The 24584-nt window shown below is 61.6% G+C and carries 18 protein-coding genes and 1 riboswitch; of the genes, 8 read left to right on the top strand and 10 right to left on the bottom strand.

Annotation, left to right across the window (positions count from 1 at the left end):
• Positions 1–2 precede the first annotated feature (2 nt).
• Positions 3–929: an ACP S-malonyltransferase gene (fabD, locus tag FDQ92_RS01585; protein WP_137422974.1), complete on the bottom strand. Its 927-nt coding sequence runs from the start codon at positions 927–929 to the stop codon at positions 3–5.
• Positions 930–1115: 186 nt separating this feature from the next.
• On the opposite strand from fabD, the gene FDQ92_RS01580 reads away from it, so the two are divergent.
• The 5 genes from FDQ92_RS01580 to FDQ92_RS01560 all read left to right on the top strand — a co-directional run bounded on the left by FDQ92_RS01580 (position 1116) and on the right by FDQ92_RS01560 (position 10946).
• Entirely contained in the window at positions 1116–3296 is a 2181-nt protein-coding gene (locus FDQ92_RS01580) for an acetate--CoA ligase family protein (protein ID WP_137422973.1), read from the top strand.
• A 28-nt stretch (positions 3297–3324) separates the two neighbouring features.
• Positions 3325–4182 carry a sugar phosphate isomerase/epimerase family protein gene (locus FDQ92_RS01575; RefSeq protein WP_137422972.1) on the top strand — a complete coding sequence of 286 codons (858 nt, stop codon included), beginning with the start codon at positions 3325–3327 and terminating at the stop codon, positions 4180–4182.
• Between the two features lie 318 nt (positions 4183–4500).
• Entirely contained in the window at positions 4501–6564 is a 2064-nt protein-coding gene (locus tag FDQ92_RS01570; protein WP_170180131.1) for a PAS domain-containing sensor histidine kinase, read from the top strand.
• Positions 6565–6969 carry a response regulator gene (locus FDQ92_RS01565; protein ID WP_137422970.1) on the top strand — a complete coding sequence of 135 codons (405 nt, stop codon included), beginning with the start codon at positions 6565–6567 and terminating at the stop codon, positions 6967–6969.
• Between the two features lie 353 nt (positions 6970–7322).
• Positions 7323–10946, top strand: coding sequence for an FAD-dependent oxidoreductase (locus FDQ92_RS01560; protein ID WP_137422969.1), 3624 nt, complete (start codon positions 7323–7325; stop codon positions 10944–10946).
• 123 nt (positions 10947–11069) lie between these two features.
• Here FDQ92_RS01560 and FDQ92_RS01555 read toward each other — a convergent pair whose 3' ends face one another.
• From FDQ92_RS01555 to FDQ92_RS01545, 3 genes are all read right to left on the bottom strand, one after another.
• The gene (locus tag FDQ92_RS01555; RefSeq protein ID WP_137422968.1) at positions 11070–11387 is read right to left on the bottom strand and encodes a hypothetical protein; all 318 of its coding nucleotides are present in this window, start codon (positions 11385–11387) and stop codon (positions 11070–11072) included.
• A 129-nt stretch (positions 11388–11516) separates the two neighbouring features.
• Positions 11517–12743, bottom strand: coding sequence for a SufB/SufD family protein (locus FDQ92_RS01550; protein ID WP_137422967.1), 1227 nt, complete (start codon positions 12741–12743; stop codon positions 11517–11519).
• Complete coding sequence (locus tag FDQ92_RS01545) at positions 12722–13489, bottom strand: ABC transporter ATP-binding protein (RefSeq protein WP_137425659.1); 768 nt, start codon at positions 13487–13489, stop codon at positions 12722–12724. Before FDQ92_RS01545 ends, FDQ92_RS01550 begins: the two co-directional genes overlap by 22 nt.
• A gap of 192 nt (positions 13490–13681) precedes the next feature.
• Between FDQ92_RS01545 and FDQ92_RS01540 the strand changes: the two genes are divergently transcribed.
• Positions 13682–15370 carry a DUF6178 family protein gene (locus FDQ92_RS01540; RefSeq protein ID WP_137422966.1) on the top strand — a complete coding sequence of 563 codons (1689 nt, stop codon included), beginning with the start codon at positions 13682–13684 and terminating at the stop codon, positions 15368–15370.
• A 24-nt stretch (positions 15371–15394) separates the two neighbouring features.
• Here the strand turns inward: FDQ92_RS01540 and mtaB are convergent, their stop codons facing one another.
• From mtaB to FDQ92_RS01515, 5 genes are all read right to left on the bottom strand, one after another.
• On the bottom strand, positions 15395–16702 hold the full coding sequence (mtaB, locus tag FDQ92_RS01535) for a tRNA (N(6)-L-threonylcarbamoyladenosine(37)-C(2))-methylthiotransferase MtaB (RefSeq protein WP_170180130.1): 1308 nt from the start codon (positions 16700–16702) through the stop codon (positions 15395–15397).
• A gap of 142 nt (positions 16703–16844) precedes the next feature.
• Complete coding sequence (gene mnmA / locus FDQ92_RS01530; RefSeq protein ID WP_211341324.1) at positions 16845–17936, bottom strand: tRNA 2-thiouridine(34) synthase MnmA; 1092 nt, start codon at positions 17934–17936, stop codon at positions 16845–16847.
• Positions 17860–18366, bottom strand: coding sequence for an iron-sulfur cluster assembly scaffold protein (locus tag FDQ92_RS01525; protein WP_137422963.1), 507 nt, complete (start codon positions 18364–18366; stop codon positions 17860–17862). The genes mnmA and FDQ92_RS01525 overlap by 77 nt, the downstream gene beginning before the upstream one ends.
• A 5-nt stretch (positions 18367–18371) precedes the next feature.
• Positions 18372–18836, bottom strand: coding sequence for an Rrf2 family transcriptional regulator (locus tag FDQ92_RS01520; RefSeq protein ID WP_137422962.1), 465 nt, complete (start codon positions 18834–18836; stop codon positions 18372–18374).
• 47 nt (positions 18837–18883) lie between these two features.
• Complete coding sequence (locus FDQ92_RS01515) at positions 18884–19321, bottom strand: NIL domain-containing protein (RefSeq protein ID WP_137422961.1); 438 nt, start codon at positions 19319–19321, stop codon at positions 18884–18886.
• A gap of 305 nt (positions 19322–19626) precedes the next feature.
• Between FDQ92_RS01515 and FDQ92_RS01510 the strand changes: the two genes are divergently transcribed.
• Complete coding sequence (locus FDQ92_RS01510; RefSeq protein WP_137422960.1) at positions 19627–20742, top strand: M24 family metallopeptidase; 1116 nt, start codon at positions 19627–19629, stop codon at positions 20740–20742.
• 656 nt (positions 20743–21398) lie between these two features.
• Entirely contained in the window at positions 21399–22208 is an 810-nt protein-coding gene (locus FDQ92_RS01505; RefSeq protein ID WP_137422959.1) for a choice-of-anchor N protein, read from the top strand.
• A 203-nt stretch (positions 22209–22411) separates the two neighbouring features.
• On the opposite strand, the gene FDQ92_RS01500 is transcribed toward FDQ92_RS01505, so the two are convergent.
• Positions 22412–24253: a S8 family serine peptidase gene (locus FDQ92_RS01500; RefSeq protein WP_137422958.1), complete on the bottom strand. Its 1842-nt coding sequence runs from the start codon at positions 24251–24253 to the stop codon at positions 22412–22414.
• An 84-nt stretch (positions 24254–24337) separates the two neighbouring features.
• Positions 24338–24416: riboswitch (cyclic di-GMP riboswitch) on the bottom strand.
• Positions 24417–24584: the final 168 nt, after the last annotated feature.

The raw sequence follows: 24584 nt of genomic DNA, 5'->3' as shown, positions 1-24584 counted from the left end.
TTTCAGCGGTTGGCTTGGAGGAAGGATGCGAGGGTGGCCGTATCTTCCACGTTGAGCACTTCCACGGACCGGTCGATCTTTCGCATGAGCCCTCGCAGCACCTTCTTCGGGCCCACTTCCACAAAATAGCGGTAGCCGTTCGCCAGGAACCATTCCATGGAATGTTTCCAAAGGACCGAGCTGCACAATTGGCGGATCAGCTTCTCGGGGGCTTCGTGAGCGCCGTTGAGCGGCGTTGCATCCACGTTGCTGACCACGGGGATTTTCGGGTCTTCGAAAACGCACCTGCGGACGACGAGTTCGAACTTCCGGCGGGCGGCTTCCATGCAGCGGCTGTGCCAGGGGCCGCTCACGTTGAGCTGTATGCATTTCCTGGCCCCTGCTTCCTGGCTGGCGGTTATCGCCCGGTCTACCGCTTCCGTGGTCCCGGTGATGATCGTTTGGTCCGGGCAGTTGATGTTGGCCACTTCCACGTCGCAGAGGCGGCAGACTTCTTGTAACTTCCTCTCGTCCAGATCCATGACGGCCGCCATGGCTCCCGGTGTTTCCACGGCGGCTTCCTGCATGAAACGGCCTCGCCAGCGTACCAGCTGGAGCGTATCGTCGAGGCTCAAAACGCCCGCGGCATGAAGCGCGCTGTATTCGCCCAGGCTGTGGCCGGCGGCCGCTGCAGGGCTGATGCCGTGCAGCCCGAGGACTGTCAGGCAGGCCAGGTTGACCACCGTGATGGCGGGCTGGACATTTTCCGTCTGGGTTAGAACGTCTTCCGGACCCTCGAAGCAGAGCCTCCGAATTTGCATTTGAAGGATATCTTCGGCTCTTTCGAAAAGTTCCTGAACTTCACGGTAGGTGTCGTGGAAGTCCCGTCCCATGCCCACGTACTGGGATCCCTGGCCGGGAAATAGAAAGACCCATTGTTTCATAGGCATACCTCATGCCTCCAAGGGAGAGCGCTGAAACTCGCCCGCTTGTAACGGCGGGGCCGTTGCGTGTCAAGGTGATTGTGCGCTGCCGGGTGGTCCCAAATCAAACTTCACGCACACGGAAAGTTGTGGCATCCTGCATCGGAAGCCTTTCCGGCTTTCCGCTTGAGACGTACCGCGACGGAGTCCATAGTGGACGCGGTGTTCGAAGCGGCGCCGTCCGTCGGTCCCCGAAAACACCGCGGAACCGGCTTGACTGTTGCACCGGAAAACCAGGAGAGACTGAACATGGAGCACTTCTTCAATGCCGAAAGCGTTGCGGTGGTCGGCGTTTCCTCTTCTCCCACAAACTTGGGTCGGGCGATCGTGTTCAACCTCATGGAATTCCAGTACCAGGGCGTGATCTACCTGGTGGGGCCGAAAGGGGGCGTGTTGGCCGGGCACAGGATTTACCGGGACGTCCTGGAGCTGCCCGAGCCGGTGGATCTGGCGGCGGTGCTGGTTCCGGCCCAGGTGGTGCCGGAGGTGCTCCGACAATGCGGGCAAAGGGGCATTCGTAGGGTGATCGTTGAGTCGGCCGGATTCCGTGAATTGGGTGAGGAGCGGCTTTCCTTGGAACAGCAAATCCAGGAAATCCTCGACCGTTATCAGATGCGCATGATCGGTCCCAACTGCATCGGGGTGATCCATCGAAAAAACGGGCTGGCGGTGCCTTTCATGCCCATGCGGGCGGAAGCGCCGCTGGGCCGGGTCGCGCTGGTTTCGCAAAGCGGGGGGGTCGGCGCCACGATGATCAACCTGTGCGCCGCGGAAAACGTGGGATTCGGTAAGTTCGCGAGCATCGGAAACAAGTTCAACGTGAACGAAAACGACCTCCTGGAGTATCTCACGTCCGATCCTGAAACGGAGGTTATTTTCTGTTATCTGGAAGGCATCGCCCAAGGGCGGCGGTTGATAGAGATCGCGGCCCGTTCTTCCAAGCCCTTCGTAGTTCACAAGTCCAACTGGGGCGGAGCTGGAGCGGTGATCGCCCTGTCCCACTCGGCTTCACTTTCTTCGGACGACAAGGTGGTGGAGGCCGCCTTCCGTCAGTGCGGCATCACGCGGGTCTTTGAGCAGGACGATGCGATGAACGCCGTGAAAGGCTTTCTTCTGCCGCCCATGCGGGGCCGAAGGCTCGCCGTGATTTCGCGTTCCGGCGGGCATGCCGTGATGGCGGCGGACGCGGCCGAGGAATTTGGCTTCGAGCTGCCGCCGTTTCCGGATGAATTGATTCAGATGATATCCCGCCGGGCCAGGGCCGGGGTGATCCGGTTTCATAACCCCCTGGACATGGGAGATATCTTCGACCTGGAACTCTACAGATCACTGGCGGAACAGACGCTGACGAGGGCGGACATCGACGCGGTGCTCTTTATTTACAATTATTGGGGGCTGTTCGATACGGAAGAGTCCCGGCGCCTGATCCGTAGCCTGGGCGAACTCATGGCGACCCACGGAAAACCCGTGGTCGTCTGCGTCTTTTCAACGGTCGGCGAAACGACGGTCAGCCGCCGGTCGATGACCTTTCCCATCTGGACGGATCCCCGGGAAGCCCTTCGTGCCCTGGCTTTGAACAGGGACCGCCGGGACGGGCCACCGATGGTCTTCGCCCGAGAACGTCCCTCTGGAATTGACGTTCCGCGGGCCAAGCAGTTCGTTGAGGCGACCGGCGAAGGGCTCCTTCCGGCGGACGTCCTGGCGGGCGTGCTCGAAGCTTATGGAATTCCCCTTGTGCCGTGGAGAATGGTTCGCGGCTTGGAAGCGCTCCTCGAAGCGTCTCGGGAGATGGGCTTCCCGGTGGTGCTCAAGACGGCCGAAACCCATGTGGTTCACAAAACGGATGCGGGCGGGGTCGTGATGAACCTTTCCGGCGTTTCACAGCTGGAACGGGCGTACCGCTCCCTCGAACGTTTCGGGCCCGCCGTGCTTTTGCAGAAGCAGGTCGAACCGGGACTGGAGTGGCTGGTGGGAGGCCGACAGGACGATCAGTTCGGCCCCGTGGTGGTCACCGGGCTGGGGGGGATCCACGTTGAAGTGTTCCGTGAAACCGCCATTCGGGTGGCGCCGTTCGACCGGGAAGACGCCCGGGGGTTACTGGAGGAATGCCGCGGCTCGGCCCTGATGCAGGGCGTGAGAGGGCGGCCGCCGCTGGACCAGGAAGCCATGGCCGACCTGGTCAGCCGCGTTTCCTGGATCCTCAACGACTTTCCAGAAATCCGCGAATTGGACCTGAACCCGGTTTTCATCCGCCAAAACGGGTGTGAAGCCGTGGACTGGCGGGCGGTCAAAAAGGGGCGACAGCCGTCGACGTCTTCGGAAAAACGCCCGTAAACTTCAGAAAGGGGTGCAAGAGAAACCCATGAAATTCGCGTACAGCACGTCCATCTTCAAAATGCGCTCGCTTAAGGAAGCGGTCGATTGCGTGGCGAAGGCGGGGTTCGAAGCGATGGAACTCATGGCCGACCGCCCCCACGTCTTTCCTCAGGACTTCAAGGCTTCCGAGATTTCCACGCTGCATGAATGTCTTGAACGGCGAAAGCTAAAGGTCGTCGGCTTGGGAGCGGGGAGGGTTTCGGCGCTGGGAGACGGGCACCACCCGTCATGGATTGAGGAAGACTGGAAGGAGCGGGAACTCCGTATCCGCTATACCCTGGACTGCCTGCGGCTGGCCGCCGCTCTCGGGGTTCCTTCCATATCCATCTTTCCAGGCGGCAAGATCCCTCAAAGCATGAACCAGCGGGAAGCCTGGCGGCTGTTCGTGGCCGACCTCCACCGCGTGCTGCCTCTGGCCAGGAAGTTGGCGGTGAGGGTGCTCGTCGAACCGACCCCTGAGATGCTTGTGGAAAACAGCGAACAGATGCTGGCGCTCCTCAAGGAATTCGATGGCGACGAGGCCCTCGGGGTGAACTTCGGCACCGCGCACCTGGCCTTTGCGGGGGAAGATCCGTGCGAGGCGTGGGATCGGCTGAAGCCGTATGCGGGTCAGATCCACCTGGGCGACCTGGTGGAAGGAAGTGAACACCGGCGCACGCAACTCGGTGAAGGTGTCCTGGATATTCCCCGGTTTCTTCGTTCGGTCCTGGCTTCGGGTTACGAAGGATACGTGACTGTGGAGATGGAATCGGCGGATCGGGACGCGGAGGAACTGGTCCTGGGGTCGGCGGTGTACTTAAGGAAGGAGGGTTTTCTTCCCGGGGAGTCCGGGCAGGCGGCTTGAACGGCGGCGATAAAGGGTTCGGCGCCTGGTGTGGCGGGCGGCGGCGGAAGGATTCGATCGTTTCGGGCGGCACGCGGTCCGGTCGGGAGGCCGCGATGGAATGTTCCCGTCTGCGGCGGTCCTGCTGATCGACCTTTTGATTATCACCTTATGGCCGCCGTTCACACTGTGGATTCCGAACCTTCTGAGCGGGTGAAAAAGCGCGATTACGGGAAGGCCGGTTTGTGCTAAAAAGAACGCAATCATCGCGCTTAGGCCGCCGTCTTGTGCATGCGACCATCCTTTATATGCCCTCGCTCGAAACCGCGGATATTCAACATGGGATTTGTGAACCGGCTGAATTTCCGCACAAAAATCACCCTGGTCACCCTTGGGATGATCGTGCTGGTCGTGTCGGCCGGATGGGGAGGGATTCGCTTCGGCGTGCTGCCTTCTGTGGAGCGGGACGCGCGGGTTGAGGCGGCGCGAGTGGCTGAAGTAGTGGGGGCGGAAGTGGAACGGCTTCCAGGGGAACCCGGGTCCGGGCCATGGGTCGAGCGCGCCGGGGAACTGGTCCGGCTGATTCCGAACTTGGTATACGTGGAAGGGCGCGATCCCGAACGGGAAGGGGAGGTGCTGTTTCGAGCCGAAAAAGCGGGCCATGAGGCGGCGTCCGTGGATCCTCACCGCCGGGGTGAAGGCGACTTCTCCATTTTCAAGACGCCGGCGGGGAGAATTTGTGAGGCGCGTATCTTGCTGCCGGAAGGATCCGGCCGGAAACGGGTCCTGGTTCGCGTTGGGGTACGAACCGCCTTCTTGGACGATCTTTCGATGCGGCTGGTGCGCCTGCTGGGGGCGCTCACGGCCATGGTCCTGTGTGCAGGCTTTTTCCTTTCGCGCTGGTTTTCGGGCCTCATCACCCGGCCCGTGGATCGGCTGCTTCGCATGACACGGTCTCTCGCCCGCGGGGACCTGGACGAGGTGGCAAGCGAAATCCAGGAAACACCGCTTTGCCGGAAGGAGCTCCATGAACCCGCCTTGGCCCGGATCAATCAAACGCCGGGCTTCTGCCCTCTTCTGGAGGCGGACTCCCAGTCGGAGCTGGGTGCGGTTTCGATCCCTTATGACTATTGTCGGGACTGCGCACTGAACCGGAGGTCGGGCAGCGACGAACTCATGCGGCTGCTGTTCGCCTTCCAGTTCATGGCCACCGAAGTCCGACTCTACCAGGAAAAGCTCCGGCAACGCTACGAGTTCGAAGAACGCCTGCTGGAGGCCTGCCCGGACGGTATCATGGCAAACGACCGTTCGGGAAAGATCATCCTTTACAATGGAGGGGCCCAGAGGCTGCTGGGTTACTCGCGGGCGGAAGCGCTTTACCAGCTGAACGTCCAGGACATTTACCCCCCGGGGGAAGCTCAAGCCATCAAGCAGGCCATTCTGGGCGACGGCCACGGGGGGCCGGGCATCCTGGTGGACTACAACACGGAAGTGCGCACCAAGGACGGCCGAACCATCCCCATTCGCCTTTCGGCCACCATTCTGTACGAAGGCCGGGAAGACTTCGCGATCGTCGGTTACTTTCACGATCTGACGGAATTGAAGGAGCATATGGACGCCCTGGTTGAGGCCAACGAACGCCTGAACGAGGCTAATCGCAACCTGGAGCGGCTGAACCGACACTACATGGAAATGCTCAGCTTCGTCACCCATGAACTCAAATCTCCCATCGCCAACAGTATCATGAGTGCCAACGCGCTGCGCCAAAAGATTTTCGGGGAGCTGTCCGCGGAACAGTCGGCCATGGTGGAAGCTATTTGCCGGAACTTGGACCAGTCCATGGAAATGATCCGGCATTACCTGGATCTTTCGCGGATCGAGAAGGACGAGCTGCCGGTTCGGCCTCGCCGATGCCGGATCCGTTCGGAAGTGGTGGAACCGGTGCTCGCCGGCCTGGTGGCCGCGGTCCGCGAACAGGACATGCGCGTGCAGGTCCGACTTGCCGAAGATTTGGAATGGAGGGTGGATCCCGAGCTGTTCCGGAGTGTTTTTACCAACCTTTTGAGCAACGCGTTGAAATACGGGGAGAAGGGTGGAATAATCGAAGTGTCCGGGGCGGCGGCCGGCGAACGGTGCCGGCTGGAAGTCTGGAACAGCGGCCCCGGCATCCCTCAGGAACATCGAGACAGACTTTTCCGAAGGTTCCAGCGATTGCCGTCATCGCGCAGGTCCGCCACGCGGGGAACAGGCCTGGGTCTTTTCATCACCAGAACGATCGTGGAGCGCCATGGAGGGCGGATCCGGGTCGAAAGCGAATCCGGCCGGGGGGTACGATTCATCATCGAGCTGCCTCGGATTGGGGAAAGAGATGAGTGGTACAATTCAGAAGGGAAGGGAGAATGAATGAGCGGGAAGAAGATAGTGATCATCGACGACGATCCCAGTTTCCTGGAGATCACCAGTGCCATTTTGAAGCGCTTCGGCTATGATGTGGCTACCGCCAGCAACACTCAGGACGGCCATCGCCTCATCGAATCGGAAAAACCCGATCTGCTCGTTCTGGACATCATGATGGCCACCATGGACGAAGGGTTGCGCTTCGCGGTGAAGATCCGCCAGGACGACGCCCTTCGGAAGCTGCCCATCATCATCGTTTCCGCCCAGCCGGAAACCGAAAAGGGTTACACGCGGACGGTAGAGGAAGACATGGATTGGATCGCGGCCGACATCTTCATGGAAAAACCGGTGGATCCCCAGGCGCTCCGGCACAACATCGAACTGCTCCTTCAGCGGGGAACCGGCGGATGACGCACCGGAACCCCCTGAAGCGATCCGGCGCAAACCGACTGGGATGAGTCCAGGCGGTGGCTTTTTTCGAAACTCCGACTCCCTTGGTCGCACCCTTCAGCTGTCAGCCTTGAGCGCCCGGCACCCTTGAACGTTCCCTCTGTTCTCGGAATTTATCTTTCCTTGCTGCGGTTCAATCTCTTGTCAACCTCCGGCGACACTCGGCCCTTCCGAAGCAGCCCTGGGAGGCCATCAGCGGTCGTGAAGGAGTCTTGTCCTGCGGCGGCCGGTTGCACGTTGGAAGCGGCCGCAGCCCTGGGAATAGGTGGTGAACGGGCAGGGCCCATACCCGAAGAAACCGGCGGAGGAACTCTATGGAAAAGACGGTGACCATTCGGCTTGACGGCAAAACGGTTCAGGCTCCCGAGGGAAGCACGATTCTCGATGTCGCTCGCAGGGAAGGTGTCTACATCCCCACCCTCTGCTACAGCCCGCTTCTCAAACCCCTGGAGAATTGCCGTCTGTGCGTGGTGGCGGTGGCGGGCGAGCAGCAGTTCAAGGCGGCGTGCAGCACGCCCGTGGTGGAAGGCATGGACGTGACAACGACCGGCGCGAACCTGGATAAGACCCGGAAGCTCCTGCTGGAGCTTATCCTGGACACGCATTACGGCGACTGCGTAGCGCCCTGTTCGCTCACCTGCCCGGCCAACGTGGACATCCAGGGCTACCTGGCGCTCATCCGCCACGGGGAATACCAGGAGGCGGTTCGGCTCATCAAGGAAAAGATACCCATGCCCGCGACCATCGGCCGCGTTTGCCCTCACCCCTGCGAAGGGCAGTGCCGCAGGCTCCTGGTAGACGAAGCGGTCAACATCAATCACTGCAAGCGTTTCCTGGCCGACTTCGAAATGAGAAGCGGGGAGCGGATCCTGCCCACGGTGCCGCCCGGCACGGGTCGGCACGTGGCCATCGTGGGCGGCGGGCCGGCGGGGTTGAGCGCCGCCTATTACCTGAGAGCGTTGGGTCACGGCGTGACGATCTTTGAAGCCCGGGACAAGCTCGGGGGCATGCTCCGCTACGGGATTCCCGAATACCGGCTTCCGAAGAAAGTTCTGGACTGGGAGATCGACGGGATCTTGAGCCTGGGCGTGGAGGTGAAGACGGGGGTCCGCTGGGGTAAGGACTTCACCCTGGACGACCTGAAGAAGGAAGGCTACGAAGCGATCTTTCTCGCCATCGGCGCCTGGGGTACCCGGAAGTTGGGGATCGTGGGGGAAGATCTGGAGGGCGTGGTTAGCGGGGTCACCTTCCTGGAAGATGTGGCTGCCGGAAGGCCGGTTAAAGGGGGCCGGCGCGTGGTGGTGATCGGCGGAGGCAACGTGGCCATCGATGCGGCCCGCACGTGCCTGAGGATGGGTGCCGAAAAGGTGACTATCCTGTACCGGCGGTCCCGAAAGGAAATGCCGGCGAGCCACGAAGAAATCGAGGCGGCGGAAGCGGAGGGGGTGGACATTCAACTCCTTGCGGCGCCCACCCGGGTCATCGGCGAAGGCGGTAAGGTTCAGCAGCTGGAATTTCTGCGTATGGAACTGGGTGAACCGGACGCCGGCGGAAGGCGCCGTCCGGTACCCATCGAGGGATCCGAGGCCGTCCTCGACGTGGACCAAGTGATCAGCGCCATCGGGCAGTTTCCCGAAGTGCTTCTTCCGGATCAGGATCCTGCCATGGCGGAGCTTCCGGTAACGCGCTGGAGCACCATCGGAGGCGATCCGAGAAGCATGCATACGGGCCATGAAATGGTCTTCGTAGGCGGCGATCTCTTCCGGGGTCCCATGACCGTGGTGGCTGCTCTGGCCGACGGCCGTAAGGCGGCCTATTCTCTGAACCGGTATTTCCAGGTGAACGAAGTCCAGCCGGAACCGCTTCACTTCAATATCAGCAAGGGCGACCTGGACCACGTGGATCGGGAACCTTTCGGAGCCTACAAGACCATTCCGAGGGAACGCATGCCGGAAGTCCAGGTGGGGCAGCGGGTCGGCAGTTTCATGGAAGTGGAACTGGGGCTGAGCGAGGAACAGGCCCGACGGGAAGCCGAACGCTGCCTGGAGTGCGGCTGTTCGGCGGCCTTCGACTGCCGGCTCCGGGAACTCATGAACGAGTTCCAGGTGGACTGGAGAAATCAGCCGAGCAAGAAGATTCACTTCCAGAGGGTGGCCGCTGTGGACACGCACCCGGAGATCGCCCTGGATCCCAACAAGTGCATTCGCTGTGAACGCTGCAAGGTGGCTTGCGATACGCTCCAGTGTTCCTACGCCATTGACTTCAAGGACTGGCCGAGGTTCAACGACCGCTGCGTCTCCTGCGGGCTTTGCGTGGACCTGTGCCCCACGGGGGCACTCATGGAACGCCGGCAGGGGCGCGCCGTGGAACGCCTCGAGTGGAGGGGGGTTTTCACTCATTGCATCCACTGCGGATGCGGCTGCGAGCTGGAACTGAAGGTCAAAGGAAACCGCTTGGTCTGGATCGCCGACGGAAGAGACGCGCCGCCCGGCCGGGCGTCCACGTGCAAGCGCGGCCGCTTTCGGTCCTACGACATGCACTGGAAGACCCATCGGATCACCCGGCCTCTGGTCAGGGAGAACGGATCGCTGGTCCCGGTGTCCTGGGGGAAGGCCGTGGAGACGGTGATCCAGGGGTTGAAGAGCGTGGCGGACCGCTACGGCGCGGAGGCCGTGGGGGCCGTGGGGTCGCCGGCCGCTTCTCTGGAATCGCTGTACCTGCTGGAAAAATGGATGCGCCTGGGCTTCGGGACGCACCTGGTGGATTTCCCTGGTCGAGCCGCCGCGGAGGCGTTGGTGGAACTCAGCCGGCAGATCCTGGGTGTGCGAGCCATGTCCAGGCCCATGACCGACCTGGAACACGCCGAAGGCTTCCTCGTGATCGGAGACGAACTGGAAAAACGCTCACCCGTTGTGGCCACCCTCATCCGACGAACCGTGAGGCGTCGGAATGTGCCGCTGCTGCAGATCGGTGAGGCAGCCGACGGGTTGACGCCCTTTGCGTTCCGGTCGCTGGTGGCGCCACCGGAGGTATGGCCCAAGCTGATGGCCGACTTGGCCTGGGCACTGGAAGGGCGGAGCGAAGGGCTGGATCCGGCGGCGGTCGCCCAGGTTCGCGGTTGGCTCAAAGGCGAACCGTTCGATCCGAAGGAAGCCTGGATTCCGGCGGAAGCCTACGAGGCCTTCCGGAAGATGCTGCAGCAGTGGAAAACGTTTGCGGTGGTTTTCGCCGTACCGCCGGCCAGGTCCATGAGTCCCGGCGATGCTGAGGCCTTTTTCAAGGCCGTGGCGGGCCTGGCGCTCTTCGGAAAGTGCACCGGAGAGGACTTGGGCGGCGGGTGGTATCCGTGCCTGGATACGGTGAACGGCCTGGGCGCCCTGCTGGCCGGCGTCAGCCCGGAGCGCCTGCCGGGATTCGTACCCGCGTCCGACGCGGGCGCCTTGGAACGGCTGAGAGAACTGTGGGATGTGCCGGCGCTTCCGAAAGCCGCGTCGTTCGGCGTGATTGATGGCATCGACAGCGGAAGGCTCCGCGGGCTTCTCGTCCAGGAGAGCGTGTTCCTGACCGAGGCGTCCCATGGCGCTCGGCTGGAAAGTCTGAAGCAATTGGAGTTTATCGCTCTTGTCGACAACGTGGTCGGCCCCGCCGTGGAATTCGCCCACGTGGTGCTGCCCGCCGCCGCGTTCGGGGAAGCCCCGGGGCTCGTGATCAACCAGGAAGGGCGCCTCCTCCCGCTGGAACAGGCCATGGTTCCAGAGGGCGAAGCGCTTCCGGACTGGGACGTGATGACCCGCATCATGGCGGCCCAGGGCCTGGCGTTTCCAAAGGGGCGTGAGGCGATTCTGGAAGAGATGGGAAGCGTCGTGCCGGAATGGAAGGATTTCTTCCGGGCGGAGTCGCTTTGGAAGAAGGTCAGGGTCTTCGGTACCGCGGGGTAGCCGCAGGCGGGCATTGGGCCCGCAACCGGCGGGGGCGTTGGGCCCGCCGGTTGCGGCGTAGTGCAGAGGTCTCGTTTGCTGAAGGCGTGGCGGTTGGTCGGAAAAGTCGCCGGTCCGCCCCTTTCACTTGCGTTCGAAGTGACCCACCGGCCGGGTGAAGGTGTAGGCGAACGGCTCCGCGATGAGCCGGCGGCTCACCTCCCGATCGTTTCCCGATAGGGAGGCGAAGGGCATGGCCACGATGCTCCCAAGGAGGCCCACGGCGCAGGCCGCCAGCCCCACCGGGCGGACGATGAAAACATCCACGAGCATCAGTTCCGGGGAAGGCGGTTCGGCCGCGGGCACCTCGTAGGGCGCTTCTTGCTCTTCCGCTCGGACCGCTTGGGTGAAGCACCCGCTCACCATTATCAAAGCCAGCCATACGGCCAATAGACTTTTCATATCTTCCGCCCTTTCTTTTGTCCCTGGTAGACCCAGGCCCCGTCTCGGAACCGGGCCGGAGCGTCCCAGTCGCCCCGCGGGTTTTCGTGCCCTCGAAGCAGAACGCATGGGCGAACGCGGGCACGGCTGCTACATCACGTCCTTGTCGCTCGCCTCGATGGCGCGGTCGATTTCGGCTTTGAGCTGCGGTGGAAGCCCCGGAATGTCCACGCTCAGGAAGCCGCGGACGATAGTGGAAGTGGCTTCGTCTTCGCTCAGCCCCCGCGACATGAGGTACATGATCTCTTCCTGCGCGATCTTTCCCACCGCCGCTTCGTGGGACATCTCCACGCCGTCTGCGTGCCCTTCCAGTTCCGGCACGGCGTGGATGAGGCCTCCGTTCAGGATCAGCCCTTTACATTCCAGGTGAGCCTTGATGTCGGGCACTTGGCCGATGAGATGTCCTCGGGAGATGATCTTTCCGCCGTTGCTGATGGTTCGAGCCACGACCTCGGCGCGGGAACCGGGTTTTTTCAGGTAAACGCGGGCGCCCACGTCGTATTCGGTCTCCGGACTCCCCACGATGATGCTGTAAAACCGGGCCACGGCATTTTCTCCCACCAGGTGCGTGGTGGGATACATCTGCAAAGATCGAACGGGCCTCATGCAGATGTAATTGTTGATGAACAGCCCGCCTTCTTCCACCTGGGCCACCGATCGGGGGCGCACGATCATCTCTTCGGCCCAGTTGTGAATCATGGTGAAGGTCAACTTGGCGTTCTTCTTGACGAAGAACTCGGAAATGCCCACGTGGGCGGCCCTCCGGGTGTGAGGCGACGTGGAGCACCCCGTGATGATGTGGAGCTCCGAGTCTTCTTCCGCGATGATGATGTTGTGGACGTTTTGCTGCAGGCCTTCCTTGTCGATATAAAGGCACGCCTGGACAGGATAGACGGACTTTTCCCCAGGAAGGGCCCGGATCACGTAGCCGTCGTGAAGGTCCAACTCGGCGGCCGCCGTGTACTTGTCTGTATCCACCGCCATCAGTTTCCAGTAGTAGTCGTAGATCCACTCGTGGCTTTCCAGGGCCTTGCGGATGGACATGACCTCGATGCCCTTTTGCTTCGACTTGCAGTGAACCACGGTGCTGTCCTTCTGAAAATAGGTCCCGGCCCGTTCCTTTTCGGAAAGGTCGAGTCCCGCCATGATCAGCCGCTTCTGCTCTTCGGCGGGAAGCATCCGCAGTTTCTCGTCGGGCATGTATTCATGCGCCACCGGTCGCTTGTCGAATTCTTCCAGATGAACGTCGGGTCCGATAGCGGCCGCCTTGTTCACCGCCTTCAGGGCTTTCTCCCTCAGTTGCTCGCGAGCGTACATCGCACACACTCCTCGTATCCCAGTTCGCTGATGCATTTCAGAATGTCGCGGGGATTGTCCGCACAGCTCAAAATCCCATTATAGAGCACCTGGCCCTTGTCGGCGTTCAGGTAGTTGAGTACGTAGCCGGTGTGGGTGATGATGAGTCCCATCTTACGCCGTTCGCGCTTCTTCTGGAGCATGGTCTTTTCCTGGGAAGGCACGAATTCCTTTTCCAGCAGCTGAGCGATGGTGTTTCCAACGAGCGAGATGTTTTCGAGGTCCACCCCCGATTCCGGTTCGTCGAAGAGCAGGAGGTCCGGGTTCTGGGCCATCAGCTGAAGGAGTTCGGATCGCTTGATTTCGCCTCCCGAAAAGCCGGCGTTGATATCCCGTTCCAAGAAGTCGCTGAAGTTCACCTTGCGGGCCAGCTCATCCACCGGTAGGTCCGGCCGCCCGGCGCAGATCTGAACCATCTGGCGCGTCTTGAGGCCGTGGATGGTGGGCGGGCGCTGGTAAGCCATGCCGATTCCCATCCGGGCGCGCTCGTTGATGGGTTTGTCCGTGATGTCCACCCCTCTGAAGACGATCCGCCCCGCGATCACCTTGTACTGCGGGTAACCCATGATGGTCATGAGGAGCGAAGTCTTTCCCGAGCCGTTGGGTCCGAAAAGTATATGGGTTTCCCCCGGCTTGATCTCGAGATCGATATGTTTGAGGATCACGTTTCCGGCCAGTTCCACTTGAAGGTCTTCGATGAGAAGCATTTCGGTCTCCTGGAGTGGTGTTGGTTCGTACATCCGAGCGCCGCCGTCGTGCCTCTTACCTAAGCATTTGCCGGCTTTTAAGCAAGTGTTTCCAAGCCTTCCGCTCCGATGGCTCCGATCTTGACTTCTTGCTCGGTCCGCGAAATAAGAAAGCGGGTTCCCTGTCGTTTGCAGGAGGCTTCACGAAAGCTCATGGATCAAAATATCATCGACTTCGGTGCCAAGTGGTTGGAGAAGGCGGAACCTCGCGAGGTTTCGCGCCATCTGATGGTGCTTCCCGCCCGGGAACGCATGAACCTGCTTCTCGGCCGAAAGGACGGGGAAGCGGTGGCGGCGGCGCTCCCGGCGCAGGATTTCTATCTTACGGTCAAAGAAATCGGGCCCGACGATGCGCTCCCCCTCCTGGCCATGGCCCGCGTGGAACAGCTCGACCATATTTTCGACTTGGAGTGGTGGCGCAAGGATCGGATCCAGCCGACGCGGGCCATCGAATGGATGGACCGCCTCTTTCGAGCCAGCGGCCGAAAGGTTTTGGCCTGGCTTTATCACGCGGACTTCGAGTTGCTGGTGACCTTGTTCAAGAAATGGATCCGGGTGGTTCTGAAGCCCGAGGACCTGGATCCCGTCGAAGCCAGGGATCTTCTGCCTCCCTTGACCTTGGACGACCAGTTTTTCTGGGAAGTGCGCTACCCTCAGTACGAAGACCTGATCCGGAACGTCCTGAGCTTTCTCTTCGAGGCGCATTACGGCTTTTACAAGGAACTGATGCACCACGTCATCTCGCAGTTGGAAGCGGAAGTGGAAGAAGAAGCGTACCGGTTCCATCGGGGCCGCCTGGAAGACCGAGCCATCCCCGATTTCTACGACGCCCTGGAAATCTACCGGCCCATCCGCCCGGACGAGATTTCCGGCGACAAGGTGATGGCGCTCGATCGCCTTCAGGATGCCCCGCCCCCGTCGTTCGCCCTGATGCAGGTGCCCGCCGGGACCCTCCTGAACCGAGCCATCCGGAATCTCTCGGATGCGAGAGAAATCGATTCGCTCCAGCTGGAACTGGCCTCGCTCGCCAACAAGGTGGTCGTGGCCGACGAACTGGCTCCCGACGAACCCGAGCACCTGCTTGCCGCTACTGGCAAGGTGGCCGCCACCGTCAACCTGGCCCTGGACCTGCTGACCGGAGGCGACGAAACGGCCGCACAGCTCTATCTGAGAAACGCCTTCCTGGAGGAACTCTTCCGGTACGGACAGTACCGCCTGAGGCGGCTGCAGCGGAAGATCCGCCAGGTCGTGGAAGGGGGATGGATCCGCCGCTGGCCGGCAGGGATCGATTGCCTCGACGCCGACTGGTTGAAGGCCGTGGAAATCGTGTTGGAAAGAACGCCCCGGCTGCTCCGCCCGTCTTCGGACCCCCGGCGTCCGCCCCAGGAAGACTTCTTCCGGGATCGGGCGGACCTGAAGCGGGGAAAGCAGCTGCTGCATACCCTCATGGCGCTCGGACCCCTTTTCGACGCCCTGCGCCTGTCCCCTCAAGACCTGGAAAAACGGCTCTGGCCGGAAGGCCAGGTCCGGCAGCTCCGTGACGTGACCCTGGGCACGCTTCTTTTCACCGCTTCCCTTCGTTTTCTTCGCGAAGGCGGCTGGCGGGTGGAACCCATACCAGTCGGCGACTGGCCGGACGTTTTCCGCTCCGCCGCGCCCGAAAACATCCGAAGCGCCATCCGGTCCCTGGAAGAATCCATACTTTCCGAAACCAGATGGCGGCGCGCCGCCGACCGATACCTGGACGCTCTGTACGATGCCTACGAATCCGAAATATCCCCCTTCAACCCCGAAAACCCGCCGGATCCGCGCCTGGTTTCCTGGTTTCTCTTCGAAGGATGAGGGTCTGAGCCGAAACGAGGTCGTTCAATCGATGATGCCGATAAGCCCTTGCTGGCCGGTCCTTTCCACGCGGACTCCCACCCGAGCGCCGGTGGGCGGCGCGGCCGCGGCGGCGAACCTCACCGAAAGATAATTCTCCGAAGTCCCCCGGAGCCACCCAGGGGAGGCTTCCGACTCCACGAGGACTTCCACGCGGCTCCCAACAAAGCCGGCTTCGAACCGCCGCCGTTTTTCCCTTCCCAGGTTTCTCAACACTTCGGCCCGCCGCTTGACGGCCGCCCCGTGAGGGCGGTCCCTGAAGCCGGCCGCCGGGGTTCCCGGCCGCGGGGAAAAGGGAAAGACATGCAGGTAGGTGAGGGGGAGCCGTTCGATAAGTTCCAGCGTGTTTCGGAAACGGGCTTCGCTTTCCCCGGGAAACCCCACCAGCACGTCCGCTCCAATGGCCGCATCCGGAAAGCGACGCCGAAGCTCCAGCACGAGCGCTGCATATTCGTCCGGCGTGTACGGCCGCCCCATGGCTTCGAGGATTTTCGGGTCACCGTTCTGAAGCGGTACGTGGAAGTGGGGACAGACCCCGGGTGAGTCGCCGAGCACGTTCAGGAGTTCGTCGGTCCATTCGTGCGGTTCCAAGGAACTGAGGCGCAGCCGGGCGCCGCCGGCTGCATCCATGCAGGCCCGCAGCAGACCGGGAAGGGTTCCGGGCGGATGAAGGTCGCGGCCCCACTGGCCCAAGTGGATCCCCGAAAGCACCACTTCGCCGTAGCCTTCGGAAACGAAGCGTCGAAGCTGCCCCACCGCGTCGTTCAGGGGAAGGCTGCGACTTCGCCCTCGGGTCCACGGCACGATGCAGTAGGTGCAGAAAGCGTTGCAGCCGTCCTGCACCTTGAGGAAGGCCCGGCTCCGCCTGTCCAGCATCCTGCCGATGGTGAGAGGGCGAAGCGGCGGGCTCCGCCGCGGGTCGCTCCGAGCCACGAGCGGCCGGTTGAGGTCAGCTGGTTTCTCAAGCCATTGCAGCAGATGGTACTTGTCTACCGTCCCCAGTACGTGGCTCGCGATGCCCTCGGCGGCGTACCGGTCGCCTTCCAGTTGAGCGCTGCAGCCGGCGGCGACGATGCGGGCGTCGGGGTTCGTCCGCACGGCGCGCCGAAGAAGCTGCCGGGTCTGATAGCAGGCCCGCGAGGTGACCGCGCAGCCATGCACCAGGTAAAGGTCCGCCCGCTCCTTGAAGGAGACGATCCGGAAGCCGGCGTCTTCCAGGCGTTCCTGAAAAAAGGACGACTCGTACTGGTTGACCTTGCAGCCCAAGGTTTCGACGGCCGCTCGAAGATGCATCACAACCCGCCTCGGGTCGGCACAGTGTGCTCGGCTTCCGCCATATTGTGAAACACGGCCCGCGTCCGCCGCGGAAGCCATCGCTTCCCCGGCCGAACGAGCGGGTTTCCGTCCAGATCCGTACCGTAAAGCGACGGCACGCTCACCCCTGCGTCCCTTCGCGCGCGATGGTTCCGCCCCCCAGGACCGTGTCGCCGTCGTAAAAAACCGCCGCCTGGCCCGGAGTCACGGCTCTCTGCGGCCGATCGAAACGGACGGCCGCGCTTGCGTCATCGCGGGGAATCACGAAGGCCGGCGCAGCCCGGTGCCGATAGCGGATGCGCACACAAGCCCGGATGGGTCGATCCGGAGGGTCCATGGATACCCAGTTCACCTTTTCGACGATCAGCCGGTCCCGCTCCAGGTCGCGAGCCCGGCCGACTCTCACGGCGTTCCTTTCCGGTTCGATGGCTACCACGTAGTAGGGTTCGGTGGACGGGAGCCCCAGCCCCCGCCGCTGCCCCACGGTGTAGCGAAACACCCCCCGATGTTCGCCCAGGACGGTTCCGTCGGTGTTCAGAATGGGTCCGGGAACGGAAAACGCCGCATCACCTATGCGTTCTTCTAAGAATTCCACGTAATGGCCGGAAGGAACGAAACAGATTTCCTGGCTTTCTGCGGAAAGGAGGTCTGTGTAACCTTCGGAGGCGGCCCAGCGGCGAACGTCGTCTTTGCGGAGTTCGCCCAGGGGGAAAAGGGCCTTCGCCAAGCTTTTCCGGTCCAGTCCGAACAGGAAATACGACTGGTCTTTGGCGGGATCGCGTCCTCGAAGGAGCCGGTACCCGGGGAAACGGTCGTCCGGCGGAAGGACCCGCGCATAATGGCCCGTGGCCAGCCGATCTACGCCCCCTTCCAGGGCCTTTTCCAAGAGTATTCCAAACTTCACTGCGGGGTTGCAGAGCGTGCAGGGATTGGGCGTGAGCCCGTTCCGGTAAGCGGTGAGGAACGGCTGAATCACCAGCCGATCGAAGGCCTCCCTGAGATCCACCACGCGCAGTTCGATCCCCAGGCGGGATGCCAGCCGTTGCACGGCGTCTTCCTTCTCCCGGTTCACCTTCCGAGCGTCCCACCGCCCGTTTCGCGATTCGGGAAGCACCCGCATGTGGACGCCGAAGACGTCATGCCCCTGTGCCTTGAGAAACGCCGCCGTCTTCAGGCTGTCGACACCCCCGCTCATTGCTACCGCAACACGCATTCGCTTCTTCGGATTCATGCTCCAGGTGTTGGTCTTCCAGCGGGACCACCTTTTCCGGGTGCCCCGTCTTCCGCCAGTAGTCGTTGATGGCCGCCTTGAGCGCGTCCGTTCCCAGGTTGGAACAGTGAAGCTTCTTTTCAGGAAGCCCGCCCAGGGCCTGCGCGACATCGTCCCGGTTGATGGCCACGGCTTCCTCCAGGGATTTCCCCTTGACCATCTCGGTCACCATGGAACTCACGGCGATGGCCGCACCGCAGCCGAAGGTCTTGAACCGCACGTCCTCGATGCGTTCCTCACGTACCCTGATGGTCATCCGCATGATGTCCCCGCAGCTTACGTTTCCGATCTGACCGATGCCGTCGGGACTCTCCAGTTCGCCTACGTTTCTCGGGTTCATGAAATGATCCATGACAATGTCGCTGTAATTCATGCCTTCTATCCTCCAGAACTGAGGGACTGACGACCGGTGTCGGTCGCGTTCACGGATTCTTCCACCTGCGCGTCGCGAAGCGCCTGTTCCACGGTAAGCGATTCCAGGAAACTTCGGATATGGCGGCCCAGGTCCCGCCAGATCTGATGCGTGTTGCACCCGCCTTCGCGGTCGCAGTGCCCGTCTTTGTCCAGACACGCCACCGGTTCCAAGGGTTCGTCCACCCATTCCATGATCTCGGCCAGAGTCACTTCCGCGGCGGGGCGCGCCAGCAGATATCCGCCCCGGGGTCCGCGGACGCTCCGGATGATCCTTCCGCGCCGCAGCTTGGCGAACAACTGCTCCAGGTACGCCTGGGATATCGCCTGCCGCTCCGCTATTTCCTGAATGGGTACCGGCCGGTCCACGGCGTGAATCGCTAGGTCCAGAACCGCCCGGACGGCGTAGTGAGCCCGCGTGGACAGTCTCAAATCCTACCTCCCGAGGTTTCTCCAACCCTGCCATCCACCGGAAGCCGTCAGACCGCCTCTTCCAGGTCGAGCGACCGGTCCAGAGTCACGATCATGGCCCGCGACGGACAGGCTTTGACGCACAGTTCACAGGCGCTGCAGCGTTCTGGATCGAAGATCACTTGCATTTCCGGGCGCTGGATGTGGAGCGCGCCCGTGGGGCAGACCGCCGTGCAGGCGCCGCACTGGTAGCACCTCTCGTCGTCCCGCCGGATGCCCTGGGCGATGGATTCAATGATTACCCCGATGTCATGGAGGTACTGGATGCCGCGTTCGTAGTCCTTGCGGTTGCCGCGCAGTTCCATCACCATCAGGCCTTCTTTTCGGGGGTAAATCTGCGCCTTGAGGATATTGAATGAGAGATCGTAGGTTCGGACCAGGTTGGTCACGATGGGTTTATCCACGATCTCCCTGGGGAAACGAAGTAGAAGCATTCTCGCGTACATGGCACATCCTTGTGGTCGTTCGTTTTGGACCTGGCTTCCCGCGTGAGCTTCCAGGAACAGGCGCCGGCACCTTCCATCGAGGAAAGGATGTCCCCCCACGTCCGCTCGAAGGCGCGGAGCGTGGTTGTGCTTAAAATACCTGACTAGTCTTGTCAAGTTTTCTCTGCGTCCATTGCCGCCGCCCGATCTTTTCGGGTGCTTCGGCCGGGCTCCCGCGCTATAGATAAGGAAGCGAGTGTTTCGCGCAACACATCTCCTGGTTCCGGTGAGTGTCCAACGCAAGGACAGTGGTGGAAGGAGGAATCATGACCGGAGTTCCGGATCCTTATGCACAAAGACTGCGGGCGTTGAGGCGGAAGATGGAAGAACGGGAGCTGGACGGTTTTCTGGTTTCGGTCCCTGAAAACCGCTACTACCTGAGCGGCTTTGAAGCGGAAGACGTGCAGCTCACCGAAAGCTCCGGCTTGCTGGTGATCACCGGCTCTAGGCAGGTCCTCGTAACGGACTTCCGCTACGAAGAAGAGGCGAAAGCCGAAGCCCGAGGCTACGAAACGCTGATCCACCGGGAAGGACTGGACCAGGTACTGCCCGATATCTTTCGAACACTTGCGGTGCGACGCCTGGGCGTGGAATCGCACCACCTGACGCATCAACTCTACGTGGAGATCCAGGACATGCTGCGGTCGGCTCAGCCGGACGCGGTGCTCGTCGCCGAAAAGGGATTCGTGGAAGAAGGCCGCATGATAAAGGAACTCGGGGAAATCGAGCGGATTCGCGCATCCATCGCCGTGACCGAAGGGGTGCTCCACGAGGTCTGGGCGTCGCTCCGGCCGGGCCTCCGGGAAAAGGATGTGGCCTGGGCCATCGAACGGGGCATTCGGGAAGCGGGCGCGGAAGCTGTGTCGTTTCCGCCCATTGTGGCGAGTGGGCCCAACGGGGCGCTCCCGCACGCGGTTCCCACCAGCCGGGCGATCCGTGAAGACGATGCGGTGGTCCTTGACCTGGGTTCCCGGCTGCGCCTCTACTGTTCCGACATGACCCGAACCTGGCTGGGTCCGCGGGTTCCGGAAAAAATGAAGGAGATCTACCGCATCGTACGGGAAGCTCAGCTGGCGGCCATGAACGCCGTCCGCCCCGGTGTGGATTCGCTGGAAGTGGACCGCATCGCCCGGGGAATCATCGAAAAGGCGGGCTACGGCGACGCTTTCGGCCACGGCCTGGGACATGGCGTCGGACTCGCGGTCCACGAAAGACCCGGCTACGGCAGGAAAAACCACGTGATCCTCCAGGAAAACATGGTCCTCACCGTGGAACCCGGCATCTATCTTCCAGGTCTCGGCGGTGTGCGCCTGGAAAACATGGTCCGGGTGAGCGAGACGGGGTGCGAAAGTCTGAGCCGGAACGAGTGGTTCGTGCTGTGAGGCGTATTGGAGCGGATAAGCCGGAGGCACCTCATGGAGTCTTCGGAAGCCCATGGGCTTAGATGTCGTCCGAAAACAAGCTCATGAAAGTCGGGCCCTGACGTTCCGTGTTCCTGTAGGAGCGGCCTTGGCCGCGATGCAAACCATCTGTGGGAGTGGCGCCCTCGCCGCGATGAACCAACCCCAACGCCATGCCCCATCGGCCCGGTTTTCCGTTGTCGGTAGGAGCGGGCTTGCCCGCGACCCGTAAAACCGGCAATACCGCGTTGACCCTGATCGCCGGCAAGCCGGCTCCTACAGGGCATGAGTCGCTCCTTAACCGCCGTTCGCGATCCGCCCCTACGCGAAAAAACGGACACTCAATCCCCAAAGGGTGCGGGGTAATCTCAGATCGGCTCTTAGGGTCCAATCCCACCCCAAAAGGCATGTGCAATGGATTACCGATCTGAGACGGGGGTTGCATCCCCGAGTGGAAGCCTATTGCACACCTGTCCCGATACAGATCAAAACGCTCACTTCTGTCTCAAAATTATCTAGTCGATACAATTGGTTAGAGACATGAACGCTGGACGGCCGTATTGGCATGTTGGTTGCTTCAACACGTTCTCCGACGAGTTTTCTTGCGGCTCATTAGGCTCCGGTGCTGGAGGGATGTCATGCTGAAAGAAGCGAAAAGAAAACGTTGGGGGGTGGTCTGGCTTTTCATGTTCCTTCTGGCCTCATTGCCACTGACGGCCGGCCTGTATGCTCCCGTCTGGGCGGTCCCCAAATTGCAGATTTATATTCCTGGGGCGACCTACGACACGGACACGGAAACCTGGATCATGGAAAGCCTGGAGTATGATCTCTGGGTGATCGGCGCCCAGGAAGAAATCTTTGATGTTAAAATCGCTTTGGCGGTCTCAACCGATGAGGACGGCACCATTGATATTACGTGGGTTGATGGAACGTCTTCCGAACCCAGCTATAATTCAACCGGAGTCGCCACAAGAATTGCGGGTAATCACGATTTACTGCACGAAGGAACCGGGGATGTTTACCTGGATGAAAATTACAAGTTCGTTTCCTACGGGACTCCCGTTATGGGGGATGGAACTTCGGTACCTCCACATGGGGTCTTTCCTACATCCTACTATGAATATATGGTAGGGGACTTTGGCCTTGGTGAGACGGTGATGAATTTTATTCCCGGGGAGGAGTGGGGCGATACGGCGGTGGGTGAGACGAAAGTCTTCCATGTGAACGTTGGCGAAGGCTACACGTGGATGGATATCGTGGCCTACGACCACATTGTGAAGACGAATCACAAGATACATTCTGTCTTCAGTCCGTTTTCCCACGATGGTGGCAGTGGTGATGGTGGACAACCGCCATCGGAAGTCATCCCGGAGCCGGCGAGCCTCCTCCTGGTCGGGACCGGGTTGATCGGGGCCGGGGCGGTCGGGCGCTGGCGCAGAAAACGTTGAAGGAAAGAGGCTGTCTCCGGCTTGGGCCATAGCCGGCGTTCTTTGGTTGCGAAAATGGTGAAGGGCTTGCCATCCTATGCCAAGCCCTTTTGAGTTTTCTTGGGAATAGTCGGCTGAATCTCGAAATGCCGGAAGAGAGCGCACGAATTCAGATCAGCAGTCAATTACGGAAGCTGGTTCGGGTGATGGTTCGATGGGTTTCGTCAGTTGCTGTTTTGGGATGTTTTCAACGTGTCGGCCGGTTTAACCACGGTGATGGTGGTTTCGGCCAGATTTCCCGCTGCGTCCCAGGCTTCCCCGGTAATGGTGTGGTTCCCGTCGGCGGCTTTCCACGTGTTCCAGTTTATGGAAAGGAAGTCTCCCTCCGTCTCGCCCAAGAGTTTCCCGTCGACGTAACAGCCAAGGCGCGTCACCCCCGCGTTGTCCGAGGCGCTCATCTGGATGCGGACCAGTTTCTCCAGGGTGGTGCCGTCGGAAGGGTTCAGAATCACCACTGCGGGTGCTTCCGTATCCACGGGGTCGGGCGTATTGTCCACGGTGACGGTGACCGGTTCGGAGTTCCCTTGGTTTCCGGCGGCATCCAGTGCGGTGGCGGTCAGGGTGAGGGAACCGTCGCCGTGGAGCAGCGTATCCACCGTGAACTGGAAAGGCGGCTCCGTATCCTCGGCCACGAAGGAACCGTCGGCGTAGAGCGCGACGTTGATGACCCCTACGTTGTCGGAAGCACTCACGTCTACCGCTACGTCACCGGAAACGGTGCCGCCCGTCGGCGCAAGGATGGCGGCCGAAGGAGCCTGGGTGTCCGCCGTTTCCGAGGTCTCCAGTGCCGCGAGGATCGCGGCCAACGCGTCCACCCGGCCGTGCCCGTAGTAGATGTCCCAACCCGTGGTTCCCAGATCCACGGGGGTGCTTTCTATGACCTGTTCCACCCGGCTGGGTGAAAGGACGGGGTTGATCGCGAGCACAAGCGCCCCCACGGCCGCTGCCGCCGGGCTCGAAAAGGACGTTCCGGAAACGCTCGCGTAGCCGCCGCCTCGCATCGTAGTCACGATGCCGGCACCGGGAGCGGCCAGATCCACGAAGTCCCCGTAGGAGGACCAACTGGCCCGGTCGTCGGAACTGGTGGTGGCGGCAACACTGATGATGGTTTCACTGTCGAGGACAGACTCCAGGGCGCCGGAGTTTCCCGCCGAGGCGAACACTACCCCGCCCCTTTCCCGGAAGTAAGCGGCCGCACTCCCCACCGTGGAACTTCCCGTGACCATGTAGCTGATGTTGGCGACGTGAGCACCGTGATCCGCCGCCCAGGTGAGGCCGCTCGCGATGGTGCTGTAGTAGGCGTAGCCGTCGTCGCGGCTGATGCGGACCGGCATGATCATCGTGTTCCATGAGAGAGAGGCCACGCCCAGGCCGTTGTCGGCGGCGGCGCCGATCACTCCGGCGACCTTGGTGCCGTGACCGTAGATGTCGGAGGTGTCAGCGTTATTGTTGTAAATGTTCCAGCCCGGGACCAGCTTTCCTGCGAGGTCCGCGTGGGTGGCGTCGACCCCGGTGTCCAGGACGGCCGCGACGACACCGTCGCCGAGGGTGTAATCCCAGGCGCCGGGAGCGTTCATGAGCGGGAGATGCCACTGGTTCGGGTACTGGGGATCGTCGGGATGGATTTCGCCGGGCGGCAGCAGCCGGTCGGGTTCGGCGAAGGCGATGTTGGGGTTGTGAGCGAGGGCCCGGGCCACGGCTTCTTCCGCCTGGGGCGGAACGGACACGATGTGCACCTTGATCTTTTCCAGTATGCTCACGGTTCGAGCACCGTGCCGGGCCAGGACGTCTTCCAGCCGCCAATCGTCCACGCCGGATCGGGCCTGGACCAGGATCCTTCCGGGCGCCCACTGGGGCGGATCCGCCCAGGCCGCCGGGTACACGAGCGCGAAAAGCAAGAAGGTGAGAAGCACGGCCAAAGCCCGCCGCCTGTTTTCGCGACGGGTCCCGAAGTTGAAAGGCAAAAGCCATGAAGTACCGCTGCGGTGTGGCGTTTTGAAAAACATGACGGACACCTCCTTGGAAGTTGAAGACGATTCCGAAGAGAAACGGAGCCGCAAGGCATAGTCCCTGGAGGTTGCTCCCGTTTCTTCGGCAGCCCGGCTGCCCGCTCCACGCGGACCCGTGGCTTTGCGTCACCGCCTCACGACGGTTTTGCCCTTTCGGAAACGCCGGTTAATGGATGTCGATCGTGCGTGGGGGCGGAAAACATGTGGGCTTCCGCGCCGCCGTCCACGGTTGTTATCGGGCGGCGGGCGGCGGAACTGTAGGAAAATTTGAGGATTTCAGTAGGTCTCGTTTTGTAGTAAGCGAGGTACCAGTCCACGAAACGCCCAA

The organism is Desulfoglaeba alkanexedens ALDC (assembly GCF_005377625.1).
In the GTDB taxonomy this organism is placed as follows: domain Bacteria; phylum Desulfobacterota; class Syntrophobacteria; order Syntrophobacterales; family DSM-9756; genus Desulfoglaeba; species Desulfoglaeba alkanexedens.
This window is presented reverse-complemented; position numbering and strand designations above follow the sequence as displayed.

Coding starts and splice junctions, on each gene's coding strand:
- mtaB (WP_170180130.1), bottom strand. CDS start 16,702: ATGCATCTTCGAGCGGCCGTCGAAACCTTGGGCTGCAAGGTCAACCAG.
- FDQ92_RS01540 (WP_137422966.1), top strand. CDS start 13,682: ATGGATCAAAATATCATCGACTTCGGTGCCAAGTGGTTGGAGAAGGCG.
- FDQ92_RS01545 (WP_137425659.1), bottom strand. CDS start 13,489: ATGCTTCTCATCGAAGACCTTCAAGTGGAACTGGCCGGAAACGTGATC.
- FDQ92_RS01515 (WP_137422961.1), bottom strand. CDS start 19,321: ATGTACGCGAGAATGCTTCTACTTCGTTTCCCCAGGGAGATCGTGGAT.
- FDQ92_RS01550 (WP_137422967.1), bottom strand. CDS start 12,743: ATGTACGCTCGCGAGCAACTGAGGGAGAAAGCCCTGAAGGCGGTGAAC.
- FDQ92_RS01500 (WP_137422958.1), bottom strand. CDS start 24,253: ATGTTTTTCAAAACGCCACACCGCAGCGGTACTTCATGGCTTTTGCCT.
- FDQ92_RS01565 (WP_137422970.1), top strand. CDS start 6,565: ATGAGCGGGAAGAAGATAGTGATCATCGACGACGATCCCAGTTTCCTG.
- FDQ92_RS01505 (WP_137422959.1), top strand. CDS start 21,399: ATGCTGAAAGAAGCGAAAAGAAAACGTTGGGGGGTGGTCTGGCTTTTC.
- FDQ92_RS01575 (WP_137422972.1), top strand. CDS start 3,325: ATGAAATTCGCGTACAGCACGTCCATCTTCAAAATGCGCTCGCTTAAG.
- fabD (WP_137422974.1), bottom strand. CDS start 929: ATGCCTATGAAACAATGGGTCTTTCTATTTCCCGGCCAGGGATCCCAG.
- FDQ92_RS01510 (WP_137422960.1), top strand. CDS start 19,627: ATGACCGGAGTTCCGGATCCTTATGCACAAAGACTGCGGGCGTTGAGG.
- FDQ92_RS01525 (WP_137422963.1), bottom strand. CDS start 18,366: ATGAATTACAGCGACATTGTCATGGATCATTTCATGAACCCGAGAAAC.
- mnmA (WP_211341324.1), bottom strand. CDS start 17,936: ATGCGTGTTGCGGTAGCAATGAGCGGGGGTGTCGACAGCCTGAAGACG.
- FDQ92_RS01570 (WP_170180131.1), top strand. CDS start 4,501: ATGGGATTTGTGAACCGGCTGAATTTCCGCACAAAAATCACCCTGGTC.
- FDQ92_RS01560 (WP_137422969.1), top strand. CDS start 7,323: ATGGAAAAGACGGTGACCATTCGGCTTGACGGCAAAACGGTTCAGGCT.
- FDQ92_RS01555 (WP_137422968.1), bottom strand. CDS start 11,387: ATGAAAAGTCTATTGGCCGTATGGCTGGCTTTGATAATGGTGAGCGGG.